Origin of the sequence: Nonomuraea sp. NPDC049655 (assembly GCF_044465465.1) — a bacterium.
Lineage (GTDB): Bacteria > Actinomycetota > Actinomycetes > Streptosporangiales > Streptosporangiaceae > Nonomuraea.
Window position 1 is genome coordinate 30,276 of record NZ_JBITLS010000011.1, and the last position, 14,097, is coordinate 44,372.

The window sequence follows — 14,097 nt, forward strand, 5'->3', positions numbered from 1 at the left end:
CCAGGCCGACCGACAGTTCGCGCGGCGGGCGGCCCGTCCGCCGGACGCGGTCCCCGCGCGCCCCGGGCCCTCGTAAGATCGGCCATGTGGAGCTGAGGATCTATCCCGACGGCGCGCCCACCGAGGTCGCCGACGAGGCCGCCGCCCTGGCGCTGGCCGCCGCGCTCGACGGCCAGGCCGTCCTCGACGGCACCCGTTTCCTGCGGCGCGACGTCACCGGCGCGCCCGTCGCCTTCGCCGAGCGGCCGCCCGTGGCCGCCGCGCTCGACCTGCTCCCCCATCCGGAGGGCGGCTGGTACCGCGAGACCTGGCGCTCGCCCGTCACGGTCCGGCCCGACGGCTATCCGGGGCCGCGCGCGAGCGCCACCGGCATCTACTTCCTGCTCCAGCCGGGCGAGGAGTCCGTCCCGCACGTCGTCAGGTCCGACGAGGTGTGGTTGTGGCACCGGGGCGGCCCGCTGAGCCTGACCGTGGGAGACCGCGACGTCGTCCTGGGCCCGCTGGTCGAGCGGGGGCAGGTGCCGCAGGCGGTCGTGCCCGGCGGCGTGTGGCAGTCCGCGCGCCCGGCGGGTGACGAGGCGGTGCTGGTGAGCTGCGTCGTGTCGCCGGGGTTCGACTTCGCCGATTTCACCGCGTGATCGTAAAGATCGTCTTATATAGAAGGCATGCCGGGCATCGAGGCGGCCCTGACCGCCGCTGGGAAGAGCGTCGCGGAGCGCGCCATGCGCGAATGGCTGGCCGTCCGGGCCGCGCGCAAAGACCGGACGAGTGAGCTGAAGGACCTGGTCCAGAGCGGCTTTCGCGACCGGCTGGCGCCTCGCAAGATCGACAACCAGCTCCAGGGCATCGCGCTGGCCGTCGAGGGGCGGCTGTCGCGCCTCATCGAGCAGGAGTTCCGCGGGCTGGACGAGTCCGCGCGGGCCGCCGTCCTGCTGGAGACCGTGGCCGCGCTGCGCGCCGCCGACCTGTCGGACGAGGCGCTGTTCGAGTCCGACGCCGACCCGGCCAAGCTCGCCGAGCGCATCCTGGCCGCCCTCCCGGAACCGCGCCTCGGGGAGGCCGAGGACCGCCTGTACGCCGTCCTGCTCGCCGAGTCCGTCGACTGCCTGGTCGGCCTGATGCGGCAGCTCCCCCAGTACGTGCCGCGCGCCGCCACCGAGACGCTGGGCAGGCTGAGCGGCCTGGCCGAGGGCGTGGAACGGCTGCTCGCCAGGCTGCCGCAGCGCACGCTGGAGGCCCCCGAGGGCACCCAGGACGACGCCGCGTTCGAACGCCTCTACCTCGGCTTCGCCAGCCGCACCCTCGACGAGGTCGAGCTGTTCGGCGTCCGGGTGGAGTCCTACCGCCCGCGCACGTCGCTGAGCATGGCCTACATCAGCCTCAACGTCTCCTCCGGCGAGCGCGGGCCGCGCGCGCCGGAGCGGCTGTCGATCGCCGCGCTCACCGGCGGGCATCCCGCCGAGCGCGGCGCCGAGCGCATCGAGTCGGCGCTCGGCCGCGCCCGGCTCACGCTGCTGCGCGGCGACGCGGGGTCGGGCAAGAGCACGTTGCTGCGCTGGCTCGCGGTGACCGCCGCGCGCGGCGGCTTCTCGGGCGACCTGGCCGCCTGGAACGGCTGCGTGCCGCTGATGATCAAGCTGAGGAGCCATTCGTCGGGACGGCTGCCCGCGCCCGCCGCCTTCCTCGACGACGTCGCGAGGGAGGTCGCCGGGCGCATGCCGCGCGGCTGGGTGGAGCGCGTGCTCGACTCCGGCCGCGGCCTGCTGCTGGTCGACGGGGTGGACGAGCTGCTCGTCCGGCACCGGCCGGCCGTGCGGGAGTGGTTGTCGCGGCTGCTGGCGGCCTATCCCGGGCTGCGGGTCGTGGTGACCTCGCGTCCGACCGCCGCCGACGCCCGCTGGCTGGCCGACGAGGGGTTCGCGGCGTCCACGCTGGAGCCGATGACGCCCGACGACCAGCGGGAGCTGATCCGCCAGTGGCACGTCGCGATGCGCGACTGCCCGAGCCTGCCGTGCGAGCCCGGCGAGCTGGAGGGCTACGAGGTCGCCCTGCTGGCCCGCATGGAGTCCAATCCGCACCTGGGCGTGGTCGCCTCGACCCCGCTGCTGGCCGCCATGTTGTGCGCGCTCAACCTCGACCGCCGCACCCAGCTGCCGCGCAGCCGGATGGGCTTCTACGACGCCGTGCTCAGCCTGCTGCTGGAACGCCGCGACGCCGAGCGGCGGATCGACGACGACATGTCCCTCGACCCCGGCCAGAAGGTGTGGATCCTGCGCGACCTGGCCTGGCGGCTGGTGTCGATGGGCCGTTCCGAGCTGTCGAAGTCGACCGCGCTGCGCCGGGTCGAGCAGAAGCTCGCCTCGATGACCCGCGTCTCGCACACCGCCTCCGACGTGCTGGAACACCTGCTGCGCAGGAGCGGCGTGCTGCGTGAGCCGGTGCCCGGCCGGATCGACTTCGCGCACCGGACCGTGCAGGAGTACCTGGCCGCCGGGCAGCTCGTGGAGGACGAGGACGTCGAGGCCGCGGTCGAGCGGGCCCACCTGGACCAGTGGCGCGAGGTCGTGGTGATGGCCGCCGGGCACGCGAACGGCCGGCTGCGCGGTGAGCTGCTGCGCGGCCTGCTGGACCGGGCCGACCAGGGCGGCAAGCACGCCCGCCGGCTGCGGCTGCTGGTGGCCGCGTGCCTGGAGACCGTCCAGGAGATCCCGGCGGGGCTGCGCGACCGGGTGGAGGCGTGCCTGGCGGAGGTGATCCCGCCGCGTACGGAGGAGGAGGCGACCCTGCTGGCGGCGGCGGGCGAGGAGATCCTGCGCCGCCTGCCCCGCGACCTGACGGCCCTGCCGGTGCGGCGCGCGGCGCTGACGGTCCGCACGACATACCTGACCAACGGCCCGGAGGCCCTGGACCGCCTGGCCGGTTACGCCTCCGACCAGCGCTACGGCGTGCAGGACCAGCTTCGCCAGGGGTGGCAGTACTTCGACGCCGACGTCTACGCCCGCCGCGTCCTGGCCGACATGGAGGACGTCACCTTCTTCGGCTCCCGCCATCTCCGCGCCGCCGCCCGCCTGAAGGCGGCCAACGTGACCGTCACCATGACCGACCCCCTCACCGACCTGCGATTCCTCCGCGACATGCCGCAAGTGCGGGTGTTGAGCGTGCAGGACGCCCCGCTCAGCTCCCTGGACGGCGTGGAGCTGCTGCCCCACCTGCGAACCCTGCAGTTGCGCTGGCTCACCGCGCCCGCGCCCGACCTCGGCGCCATGGAGCGGCTGCCGGCGCTCGACGAGCTGTGGCTCCAGGGAGTCCCGTTCGATCCGGGCATCCTCGACCGCCTGCCTCGCCTGCGCGAACTCGGCATCGACCTACCGGACGACAGTGAGGACTCCTGGCAGGAGCCGCTGTCCCGGCAGAGCGAGCTGGAGTTCCTGTTCCTCATGGGAGACCGCCTGCCGGTTCCCGGGACGGTGTTCGCCGGGATGCGGCTGCTCAAGACGCTGTGGCTGGACGGCGTCGCCGGGGCGGCCGCCTGCCTCGATGTCGCCGCCCGGTCCTGTCCCTCCATCGCCGACCTGTACCTCAACGACCTCGATCACATCGACCTCGCGGCACTCGACCGCTTCTCCCTGACCAGCCTCCACCTGCGCGGCCTCGGCACCCTGACGGATCTCGCCCCGCTGCGCAGCCAGGATCAGCTCAGCCGGCTGACGCTGGCCGGCTGCCCCGGCGTGACCGACCTGTCGCCCCTGGCCGCCCTCCCCCGGCTGCGCACCCTGAGCCTGATCAACATGGGGCACGACCTCGACGTGAGCCCGCTGACCGGGATGCCGGGGCTCACCGTCCGGCTCGGGCACTCGCAGCGGGTCGTCGGCGGGAGCGGGGTGCGGATCAAGAAGATGTGACGTCCCGGCAGGGGTGGGCGGCGCCTTTTACAACCCGGAATTTCGTGCTAAACGTGGCAATATCCCGTTCAGAGTTCCCACCAACCGGCCTTGTCCGGCCTGGCGCCCTGCCCTGATCACGTCCAGGCCGTCGTCACAGAACTTGCACGGCGTGTACACGTTCACCCCCCCGGGACGCCCGGCGTCCGCCCGTGCGCGGGCGCCGCCTCCCGCTGGACGAGAAGGGGAACCACCATGACCCTGCCCCTCGCCGCGACCCCCGCCGTCGACTCCGCCCCCGCCCGCCGCCGCGGACTCGTGCTGCTGCTCAGCGCCCTGGCGGGATTCCTGCTGACCGTGGTGTGGTCGGCCGAGTTCGTGGACCAGACGATCGGCTCGACGGTCGCCGACACGATGCTCGGCCGCGACGCCGACGCCACCCCCATCGCCGGGACGCTCTCCGGCATCGTGTTCGCCTTCGCCTCCGGCCTGGCGGGCTCGTTCACCGCCTGCAACATCGCCGCGCTCGGCGCGGTCGCGCCCCTGGTCGGGGCCAGGCCGTCGGTCGGCGAACGGATCCGCGGGACGCTGCGCCCGCTCGGCTGGCTGGCGGCCGGCGCGCTGGCCGTGTCCGGCGCGTACGGCGTCGTGGTGGGGATCGTGGGCACCGCCATGCCGCAGTTCGCCACGGCCAGGCCCGCGCCGGGCACCCTGTCCCCCGGCCTGATCCAGGCGATGGTCACGTTCGGGCTGATCGGGCTGGCCTTCCTCTACCTGGGCCTGGCCGCGCTCGGCTACCTGCCCGACCCGCTGGCCCGTCACCCGAGGGCCCGCATGGCCGTCATGGGCGCGCTCATCGGCGGCTTCCTGATCGGCCGCCCGTTCCCGCTGTTCCGCCAGCTCTTCAGGGACGCCGCCGAGAGCCACAACCCCCTGTACGGCGCGCTGGCGTTCATGCTGCAGTCGGCCGGCAACATCGTCGTCATGTCGGTCCTGTTCGTGCTGCTCGCCCTGGCCACCGGGGGCCGCGCGCACCGCTGGCTGACCGCCACCCCGACCCGCCTGGCCCTCATCACCGGCGCGGCGCTCGTCGTGGCCGGGGTCTTCACCCTTCTGTACTGGGACGTCCGGATCCTGGCCCGCCGCGACCTCATCTGGTACCCGACGGCGCCCTGGAGCTGACCTGCGCGGCGGCGGCCCGCGGGCGGGCTACCGGCCGTTTCTGCGGGAAGGAGGAAAGGTGACCGTGGGAGGTGCGCGATGAGGGCCGTCATGAACGCCGCGATGTTGCGGATCCGCAGGCACCGGCCGGACCGCAACCCGTTGCGCCGCCGCTCCGACCGGCTGGAGAGCGCCGGGCTGGCGGTGGCGGTGCTCCTCGTCCTGCTGAGCGTCTGGCCGGCCGTGCTGGCCGGCCGCATCACCTACGAGGGCGGCCTGCGCGAGGCCCGCGTGGGCCCCGGCTTCCGGCAACAGGTGACCGCGACGGCGCTGCGGGAGCCGCGGCCCGTGCGGCCGTCGTTCGGCGAGGCGGCGACCACCATGGTCCCGGCGAGCTGGACCACCCCGGCGGGCGTGGCCAGGACCGGGCAGGTGCAGGTGCCGGCCGGCACGCGGGCAGGCCAGACCGTCCCCCTGTGGATCGACGGCGAGGGCGACCCCACGACGCCGCCGCCGAGCCGCACCGACGTGGTCCTGCGTGGCGTGGGCATGGCGGCGTTCGTCCAGGTGCTGGCCTTCCTGCTGGTGCTGGGGGCCGTCGTGGCGCTGCGCCGGCTGCTGGACCGGCGCAGGTACGCCGACTGGGACGCGGCCTGGATCCGCGCCAACGACCGGTGGCGCCGCCCGCGCCGCCCGTAGCCGGGTCATGCGGTTTACCGCCGTGTGTCCGGGCAGCCGTACGCGGGAGGAGGCGAGCCATGGAAGCCAAGGAGTGGACGGTCCGGATCAGTCTCGCCGAGGACGGCGACGACACCTCGGCGCGGGCGATCCTGACAGTCCCGGACGGCACGCGGGTCGAGGGGTCGGGCCACGCCCGCCGCAACCCCGCCGACCCGTCCATGCCCGAGGTCGGGGACGAGCTGGCCGTCGCGCGGGCGCTGGCCGACCTGGCCGGCCGGCTGTCCAGCGACGCCCGGCACGAGCTCGGCGACGGCGGCCCGGTGCCGACCAGGTCGTGGTGAGGGCCGCGATATCGACTTGACGCACCCGCCCCCGGTCCGCTGACATGGCCCCCGCGGATCGTACGGACCGGAGGGGACGCGCATGGGCGGCAGGATGCACGCGGACGAGGCCGACATCGACGAGGCCCTCGTCCGGCGGCTGCTGGCCGCGCAGTTCCCGCGGTGGGCCGGTCTCCCGCTGCGCCGCTTCCCCTCCTCCGGCACCGTCAACGCGGTCTTCCGGCTCGGCGACGACCTGGCCGTCCGCCTGCCGCGCGTCAAGCAGGGCGTCGGCGACGTCGCCAGGGAAGGGCGGTGGTTGCCGCTGCTGGCCCCCGCGCTGCCCGTCCCGATCCCCGCGGTGCTCGGCCAGGGCCTGCCGGGCGAGGGGTTCCCCTGGCCGTGGTCGGTGTGCCGGTGGCTGGACGGCGACAACCCGGAGGCCGGGGCGCTCTCCGGGGACGGGGAGGCGCTGGCCGCCGATCTGGCGGCGTTCGTCGCCGCGCTGCGCGAGGTCGAGCCCGCCGGGGCGCCCGGCGCCTACCGGGGCGGCCCGCTGTCCCGCCTCGACGAGGCCACCCGGGCCGCGATCGGCGAGCTCGACGGCATGATCGACACCGCCGCCGCCACGGCCGCCTGGAAGGACGCGCTGAGCGCGCCCGAATGGCAGGGCGGGCCCGTCTGGGTGCACGCCGACCTGATGCCGGGCAACCTGCTGGTCCGCGACGGCCGGCTGAGCGGGGTCATCGACTGGGGCACGGCCGGCGCGGGCGACCCGGCCTGCGACCTGATCCCGGCCTGGAACCTGCTGCCGCCCGCCGCCCGCGAGGTCTTCCGGGCCGCGCTCGGCGCCGACGACGCCACCTGGGCGCGCGGCCGCGGCCGGGCCCTGTCCATGGCGCTCATCCAGCTCCCCTACTACAAGGACACCAACCCGGCCATGGCGGCCAACGCCCGGCACGTGATCCGCGAGGTGCTCGGCAGCCCGCGCTGAACCGCACACTGAAGCGCACGCTGACGGGATTCTTGGGTTTTTTCCGGCGAGATGATTGTCTGTCCGGAGGAACTACGAGGAGGCCACCGGTGAGCCGTCAGATCGTGTCAATCGTGGGTGGGAAGGACACCACCGGCGAGAGCGTGTACGAGTCGACCAATCCCGCCCGCCCCGGCGAGGTCGTGGCCCGGGTCGGCCTGGCCGACGCCGCCGCGTTCGCCGCCGCCTGCCGCACCGCCAAGGAGGCCCAGCGCGAGTGGGCCAAGGTGCCGGCGCCGGTGCGCGGCCGGGTGATCGCCTCCATCGGGCGGCTGGTCGAGGCCAACGCCGAGAGCCTGGCCCGCCTGGTCACCCGGGAGATCGGCAAGCCGTACGCCGAGGCGCTGGGCGAGGTGCGGGAGATCGTCGACACCTGTGACTTCTTCCTGGGCGAGGGCCGCCGGCTCTACGGGCAGACCGTTCCGTCGGAGATGCCGGACAAGAACCTGTTCACGTTCCGCAACCCGGTCGGGGTCGCCGCGGTGATCACGGCGGGCAACTTCCCCGTGGCCGTGCCGTCCTGGTACCTCGTGCCCGCGCTGCTGTGCGGCAACGCCGTGGTGTGGAAGCCCGCCGAGTACGCCGCCGCCTCCGCCGAGGCCATGTACCGGCTGTTCGCCGCCTCGGGGCTGCCCGACGGGGTGCTCAACGTGGTCTTCGCCGACGGCGCGCAGACCTTCGCGGGGCTGGAGCTGGCCCTGGAGGAGGGCAGCGTGCACAAGGTCGGCTTCACCGGGTCGAGCGAGGTCGGCAGGAAGGTCGGCGAGCTGGCCGGGCGCCACCTGCAGTCGGCGTGCCTGGAGCTCGGCGGCAAGAACCCGATGGTGATCATGCCGGACGCCGACCTCGACCTGGCCGTCGAGGGCGCGCTGTTCTCCGGCTTCGGCACCGCCGGTCAGCGCTGCACCAGCCTGGGCACGGTCATCGTGCACGAGAGCGTGCACGAGGAGTTCGTCGAGCGGTTCGCGCGGGCGGCCGCGGCGGCCAGGATCGGCGACCCCGAGCAGGACGTGCTGGCCGGACCGCTGCTCGACCAGAAGTTCGCCGACCGGTACGAGGAGTACCTGACCTGGATCCAGCCCCACCACGAGGTCGTCTCGGGCAGCACGGGCAGGATCACCGAGGACAACCCGCGCGGCGACTTCGACGGCGACGGCGGCCTCTACTACCACCCGGTCATCGTCGACGGCGTGCGGCCCGGCGACCGGCTGTTCCTGGAGGAGACGTTCGGCCCGATCGTCGGCGTGACCACCTTCTCCACCCTGGACGAGGCCGTCGAGCTGGCCAACCGCCCCGGTTACGGCCTGTCGAGCTCGATCTACACGACCAACCCCAAGCACGCCTTCCGCTTCCGCGAGGGCATCTCGGCCGGCATGGTCAGCGTCAACAACTCCACCTCCGGCGCCGAGGCGCACCTGCCCTTCGGCGGCAACGGCAAGTCGGGCAACGGCAGCCGCCAGTCGGGCATGTGGGTGCTCGACCAGTTCACCCGCTGGCAGGCGATGAACTGGGACTTCTCGGGCCGGCTGCAGAAGGCCCAGATGGACGTGGCGGAGATCGTCCCGGACCTGGAGTTCCGGATCTGAGACGCAGGAAGCCGCCCCCGGCCGGGGGCGGCTTCTCATTCGTGCGGGCGGATCAGACCTGGCCGGCCTTCTCCAGGGCCTCGCAGCAGGTGTTCACCAGCAGGCGGGTGACCACGTACGGGTCGACGTTGGCGTTCGGGCGGCGGTCCTCGATGTAGCCCTTCTTGTCCACCTCGACCTGCCACGGGATGCGCACGGACGCGCCGCGGTTGGACACGCCGTAGGTGTACTTGTTCCACGGGGCGGTCTCGTGGTGGCCGGTCAGGCGCAGCTCGATGTCGGCGCCGTACTGGGAGACGTGCTCCATGGGCTTGTCGCCCTCGCCGAGCGATTCGCAGGCGGTGATGATGGCGTCGTAGCTCTCGCGCATCGCCTTGGTGGAGAAGTTGGTGTGCGCGCCGGCGCCGTTCCAGTCGCCGCGGGCGGGCTTGGCGTCGAGGGTGGCCTCGACGCCGAACTCCTCGGCCGTCCGGTAGAGCAGGTAGCGGGCGACCCACATGTGGTCGGAGACCTCAAGGGGGCCGGCCGGGCCGATCTGGAACTCCCACTGGCCGGGCATGACCTCGGCGTTGATGCCGGAGACGGCCAGGCCGGCCGTCAGGCAGCGGTCGAGGTGCAGCTCGACGATGTCGCGGCCGAACACGGCCTCGGCGCCCACGCCGCAGTAGTAGTGGCCCTGCGGGGCGGGGAAGCCGCCCTCGGGGAAGCCGAGCGGGCGGCTGCCCTTGAAGAAGGTGTACTCCTGCTCGATGCCGAACCAGGACTCCTGGTCGGCGTACCGCTCGGCGATCGGGCGCAGCAGGGCGCGGGTGTTGCTGGAGTGGGGCGTCCCGTCGATCTCCTCGACCTCGCACAGCACGAGCACGTTGTCGCCGCCGCGGATCGGGTCGGGGCAGGTGAACACCGGGCGGAGCACGCGGTCGGAGGCGTGGCCCTGGGCCTGGTTGGTGCTGGAGCCGTCGAAGCCCCAGACCGGAGGCTCGGCACCGTCGGCCAGGATCTTCGTCTTCGAGCGCAGCAGAGCGGTGGGCTCGGTGCCGTCGATCCAGATGTACTCAGCCTTGTAGCTCACGGTGATCCTTTCGGGATTTCTCTCAGCCACGCCGAGTCTTATGGATGGCCATTTCCCGGTTTTTGCCCGAATGTGAACGCCGTGTTAATCGTGCCACCACCCGTCCCGCTATTAGGGGGTAAATCCAATAAAGACGGTTAGCTGGGGCAGGTCGGCCGTCCGGGGGACGGCGGCCGTACGACGATCGAGGCCGGGGGATGATGATCATGGAGGATGTCTGGTTCGGCGCGCTGCTCGCGCCCGAGGCGGCGGACGGCGACCGGGTCCTGCGGCACGCCGAGCTCGCCGACCGGCTCGGCCTGGACCTGGTCGGCGTCCAGGACCACCCCTACCAGGCGGGATTCCTCGACTCCTGGACCCTGCTGGCCACCATCGCGCAGCGCACCGAGCGCGTCCGGCTGGTGCCCGACGTGGCCAACGTGCCGCTGCGCCCGCCCGCCGTGCTGGCCAGGGCCGCCGCCTCGCTGGACATCCTCAGCGGCGGCCGGGTGGAGCTGGGGCTCGGCGCGGGCGCGCTGTGGGACGCCATCGCCGCCATGGGCGGCCCCCGGCTCTCCCCCGGTGAGTCGATCGAGGCGCTGGCCGAGGCGATCACCGTCATCCGGGCGCTGTGGACGCCGGGCGACCCGGTGACCTTCTCCGGCGGCCACCACCGGCTGGCGGGCGCGCGGCCCGGCCCCTTCCCGCCGCACCCGATCGGGATCTGGATCGGCGCGACCGGGCGGCGGATGCTGGAGCTGACCGGCCGGACCGGCGACGGCTGGCTGACCTCGTCCTTCCACAGCCCGCCCGAGGCGGTGACCGCGCAGGCCAGGATCCTCGACGCGGCCGCCGCGGCCGCCGGGCGCGACCCGGCGGCGATCCGCAAGGTCTACAACCTCGGCGGCAGCCTGTCGCCGCTGCCCGGCGCGGGCTTCCTCGACGGGCCCGCCGCCCTGTGGGCCGAGCAGCTCACGGAGCTGGTGTTCGAGGCGGGCATGAGCGGGTTCGTGCTGGCCCCGGGGGTGGAGGCCGAGCGCGATCTGCGGGTGTTCGCCGAGGAGGTCGCGCCCGCCGTACGGGCGGCCGTGGCCAGGGAACGCGGCCGGCCCGCGCCCGAGCCGGTCCGCCGGCCGGTGACGATCCCCGACCTGGACGAGCCCGGCCGGCCCAGGACGGCCGGCGGCGACCCGGCCGCCCTGACCCCCGACCAGGCCCGGCTTGGCCGCCGCCTGGTGGACGTGCACGACGGCTACCGCGCCCAGCTCCGGCAGGTCAGGGACGCGGTCGAGCAGGTCGCCGCCGAGACCGCGGCCCCGCGCCAGGACGGCGACCGGCTCGCGCTGCGCCAGAACCACTGGACGCTCGGCGTGTTCTGCGCGACCTTCCGCCGCCTGCTGACCGTGCACCACGACGTCGAGCACGGCAGCACCTTCCCCGCCCTCACCGAGCGCGACCCCGCCCTGGAGCCGGTGGTCAAGAAGCTGGAACAGGAGCACGAGGTCATCGCCGAGCTGCTGGACCGCCTGGACCGGGCGTGCGCGGAGATGATCGCCGACCCGGCCAGGATCGACCGGGTCCGGGCCGGCGTCGAACGGCTCTCGCGGGCCCTGGCCTCGCACTTCGCCTACGAGGAGGCGGAACTGGCCGAGCCGGTCGGCCGCCTGGAGATCCGCCTCCAGCCCGAGGAGCGTTCGTGGACGTGTCCGCGCCCGTGTGGTGGCTGACGATCCTGGGGATCGCCGGCCTGCTGCTGTTCGACTTCTTCTTCCACGTGCGGCAGGCGCACGTCCCCGCGCTGCGCGAGGCGGCCGTCTGGTCGGCCCTGTACGTCGGGATCGCCCTGCTGTTCGGCGTGGGCGTGTGGGCGTTCGGCGGCGCCGAGCCGGGCGCGGAGTACTTCGCCGGGTACGTGACGGAGAAGGCGCTGTCGGTCGACAACCTGTTCGTCTTCCTCGTCATCATGGCGAGCTTCCGGGTGCCGCGCGCCGACCAGCAGAAGGCCCTGCTGTTCGGCATCGTCTTCTCGCTGATCGCCAGGACCGGGTTCATCCTCCTCGGCGCCGCGATGATCGAGACGTTCGCCTGGGTGTTCTACGTCTTCAGCCTGATTCTGCTGCTCACGGCGGGCAACCTGCTGCGGCCCGAGGGCGCCGAGGGCCACACCGACAACGTCATGGTCCGCCTGGCCCGCCGGCTGTTCCGCGCCACCGACAGCTACGACGGCGACCGGCTGTTCACGGTGGTGGACGGCCGCCGGGTGATGACGCCGATGTTGCTGGTCATGATCGCCCTGGCCGGCACCGACGTGCTGTTCGCGCTCGACTCCATCCCGGCCATCTTCGGCCTCACCCAGAACGTCTACCTCGTCTTCACCGCCACCGCCTTCTCCCTGCTGGGGCTGCGGCAGCTCTACTTCCTCATCGACGGCCTGCTCGACCGGCTCATCTACCTCGCCTACGGGCTGGCGGTCATCCTGGCCTTCATCGGCGTCAAACTCGGGCTGCACGCGCTGCACGAGAACAACGTGCCGTTCATCAACGACGGCGAGCCGGTGAACGTCACCGAGATCAGCACCGGGCTGTCCCTGTCGGTGATCGTCGGCGTGCTGCTGGTCACCGTGGCCGCCTCGCTGGCCAGCCCCCGCGGCCGGGCGCAGAACGTGGTGTCGGCCGTCCGCCGGCACGCCCAGGACTACCTGGACGTGGAGAAGGACCCGGCGCGGCGCGAGGAGGTCTACCGCGACCTGCTCGCGGCCGAGGCGCGGCTGGGCGAGCTGCCGGAGCGGCAGCGGGCCGGCGTCGCCCGGGACGAGCGGCTGGCCGCCCTGGTGGCGCGAGCGCACGCCGAGCACCAGGGCGGGCATCAGGGCGGGCACCAGGGCGGGCAGGGCCCGGCTAGGTAGGGGTGGCCTGGCGGGAGGTCAGCGGGGCCGCGATGTGCTCCAGCGGCGTGCGCTCGGCCTTCACCCCGAAGACGATCTCCACCAGCCCGGCCGCCACCATCATCGCGGCGCCGAAGCAGTAGCCGTAGAACAGCCGGGTGGGGTCGGGGTCGCGCTGGTCGCCGATGAGCGAGGCGAAGACCGTCGGCCCGAACGCGCCCGCGACCTGCCCGAGCGCGAAGAAGATGGCGATGGCCTGGGCCCGCAGCTCGATCGGGAAGATCTCGCTCACGGTCAGGTACGCCGAGCTGGCCGCCGCCGAGGCGATGAAGAAGATCACCGACCAGAGCACGGTCTGCGTGACCGCCGTCAGCATCCCCTCCTTGAACAGCCACCCGGTCACCGCCAGCAGCAGCCCCGAGGTGATGTACGTGGCCGAGATCATCTGCCTGCGCCCGACCGTGTCGAACAGCCTGCCGAGCAGCAGCGGCCCGAGCAGGTTCCCGGCCGCGAAGGCGAACATGTACTGCGGCACCGAGCCCGCCGGGACGCCGTAGAAGTGCGTCAGCACCAGCGAGTAGGTGAAGAACACGGCGTTGTAGAGGAACGACTGGCAGATCATCAGCGTCGCCCCCAGCACCGAGCGTTCCGGGTACGTGCGGAACAACGTCCTGGCGACCTGCGACAGCGGCGCGTGATGCTCGGGGACGATCTCCAGCGCCTGCTCCTGCGGCACCGGCTCCAGCCTGACCCGGTCCTCCCGCTCGACCTCCCGCTCGATGCGGGCGACGACCAGCTCGGCCTCCTCCTCACGGCCGTGCGTCATCAGCCAGCGCGGGCTCTCCGGCAGGTGCCGGCGCAGCCCCCAGATGGCCAGGCCGATCACCGGCCCGACCGCGAACCCGAGCCGCCAGGCCCAGTCGGGGTCCAGCGGCCCGCCCGGGTGCAGCAGCAGGAACGTGGCCGAGGTGGCCAGCAGCGACCCCAGCCAGTAGGTGCCGTTGATGGCCAGGTCCACGTGGCCCCGGTAGTGGGAGGGGATCATCTCGTCGATGGCGGAGTTGACGGCCGCGTACTCGCCGCCGATGCCCGCCCCGGCCACGAACCGCAGCACCAGGAAGCTCCACAGGTCCCACGACAGAGCGGTCAGGCCGCTGGCGACCAGGTAGATGCCGAGCGTGAGGATGAACAGCTTCCGGCGGCCGAGCCGGTCGGACAGCCAGCCGAAGTAGAGCGCGCCGGCCACCTGGCCGATCAGGTAGACGGTGGCCGACAGGCCCACCTCGGCGGAGGTGAAGCCGAGCGTGTCGGGGCGCTGCAGGAACGCCCCGACGTTGCTGGCGATGGTGATCTCCAGCCCGTCGAGCACCCAGGCCACGCCGAGCGCGATCACCAGCCGGGTGTGGAACGGCGCCCACGGCAGGCGGTCCATGCGGGCGGGGACCAGGCTGCGTACGACGCCGTCCTTGCTCATAGATCCTTACTCTAAGTGACCATATG

At 73.1% G+C, this 14,097-nt stretch carries 11 protein-coding genes; 9 read left to right on the forward strand and 2 right to left on the reverse strand.

The window, feature by feature from the left end:
- The first annotated feature begins 86 nt into the window (after positions 1-86).
- The 7 genes from ACIBQ6_RS31895 (at position 87) to ACIBQ6_RS31925 (ending at position 8,662) form a co-directional block, all read left to right on the forward strand.
- Entirely contained in the window at positions 87-638 is a 552-nt protein-coding gene (locus ACIBQ6_RS31895) for a cupin domain-containing protein (RefSeq protein WP_358285045.1), read from the forward strand.
- Positions 639-665: 27 nt separating this feature from the next.
- Positions 666-3,902 (forward strand): NACHT domain-containing protein, encoded by a 3,237-nt coding sequence (locus ACIBQ6_RS31900; protein ID WP_397216385.1) that lies wholly within the window; start codon positions 666-668, stop codon positions 3,900-3,902.
- A 234-nt stretch (positions 3,903-4,136) separates the two neighbouring features.
- Entirely contained in the window at positions 4,137-5,063 is a 927-nt protein-coding gene (locus ACIBQ6_RS31905) for a hypothetical protein (RefSeq protein ID WP_358285041.1), read from the forward strand.
- Positions 5,064-5,141: 78 nt separating this feature from the next.
- Positions 5,142-5,741, forward strand: a complete 600-nt coding sequence (locus tag ACIBQ6_RS31910) for a hypothetical protein (protein ID WP_397216387.1) — start codon at positions 5,142-5,144, stop codon at positions 5,739-5,741.
- A gap of 59 nt (positions 5,742-5,800) precedes the next feature.
- Positions 5,801-6,064: a DUF1876 domain-containing protein gene (locus tag ACIBQ6_RS31915; RefSeq protein WP_397216389.1), complete on the forward strand. Its 264-nt coding sequence runs from the start codon at positions 5,801-5,803 to the stop codon at positions 6,062-6,064.
- A gap of 82 nt (positions 6,065-6,146) precedes the next feature.
- A complete protein-coding gene (locus ACIBQ6_RS31920) occupies positions 6,147-7,037 on the forward strand; it encodes an aminoglycoside phosphotransferase family protein (protein ID WP_397216391.1) in 891 nt (296 codons plus the stop codon).
- 113 nt (positions 7,038-7,150) lie between these two features.
- Positions 7,151-8,662 (forward strand): aldehyde dehydrogenase family protein, encoded by a 1,512-nt coding sequence (locus tag ACIBQ6_RS31925; protein ID WP_397216393.1) that lies wholly within the window; start codon positions 7,151-7,153, stop codon positions 8,660-8,662.
- 52 nt (positions 8,663-8,714) lie between these two features.
- Here ACIBQ6_RS31925 and glnII read toward each other — a convergent pair whose 3' ends face one another.
- The gene (gene glnII / locus ACIBQ6_RS31930; protein WP_358285033.1) at positions 8,715-9,734 is read right to left on the reverse strand and encodes a glutamine synthetase; all 1,020 of its coding nucleotides are present in this window, start codon (positions 9,732-9,734) and stop codon (positions 8,715-8,717) included.
- Positions 9,735-9,940: 206 nt separating this feature from the next.
- On the opposite strand from glnII, the gene ACIBQ6_RS31935 reads away from it, so the two are divergent.
- Both ACIBQ6_RS31935 and ACIBQ6_RS31940 read left to right on the forward strand, forming a co-directional pair.
- Positions 9,941-11,440, forward strand: coding sequence for an LLM class flavin-dependent oxidoreductase (locus tag ACIBQ6_RS31935; RefSeq protein WP_397216395.1), 1,500 nt, complete (start codon positions 9,941-9,943; stop codon positions 11,438-11,440).
- A complete protein-coding gene (locus tag ACIBQ6_RS31940; protein WP_397216397.1) occupies positions 11,410-12,618 on the forward strand; it encodes a TerC family protein in 1,209 nt (402 codons plus the stop codon). Before ACIBQ6_RS31935 ends, ACIBQ6_RS31940 begins: the two co-directional genes overlap by 31 nt.
- Here the strand turns inward: ACIBQ6_RS31940 and ACIBQ6_RS31945 are convergent.
- On the reverse strand, positions 12,611-14,071 hold the full coding sequence (locus ACIBQ6_RS31945; protein ID WP_397216399.1) for an MFS transporter: 1,461 nt from the start codon (positions 14,069-14,071) through the stop codon (positions 12,611-12,613). The genes ACIBQ6_RS31940 and ACIBQ6_RS31945 overlap by 8 nt on opposite strands.
- Positions 14,072-14,097 lie beyond the last annotated feature (26 nt).

Coding starts and splice junctions, on each gene's coding strand:
- ACIBQ6_RS31900 (WP_397216385.1), top strand. CDS start 666: ATGCCGGGCATCGAGGCGGCCCTGACCGCCGCTGGGAAGAGCGTCGCG.
- ACIBQ6_RS31905 (WP_358285041.1), top strand. CDS start 4,137: ATGACCCTGCCCCTCGCCGCGACCCCCGCCGTCGACTCCGCCCCCGCC.
- ACIBQ6_RS31910 (WP_397216387.1), top strand. CDS start 5,142: ATGAGGGCCGTCATGAACGCCGCGATGTTGCGGATCCGCAGGCACCGG.
- ACIBQ6_RS31915 (WP_397216389.1), top strand. CDS start 5,801: ATGGAAGCCAAGGAGTGGACGGTCCGGATCAGTCTCGCCGAGGACGGC.
- ACIBQ6_RS31920 (WP_397216391.1), top strand. CDS start 6,147: ATGGGCGGCAGGATGCACGCGGACGAGGCCGACATCGACGAGGCCCTC.
- ACIBQ6_RS31935 (WP_397216395.1), top strand. CDS start 9,941: ATGGAGGATGTCTGGTTCGGCGCGCTGCTCGCGCCCGAGGCGGCGGAC.
- ACIBQ6_RS31945 (WP_397216399.1), bottom strand. CDS start 14,071: ATGAGCAAGGACGGCGTCGTACGCAGCCTGGTCCCCGCCCGCATGGAC.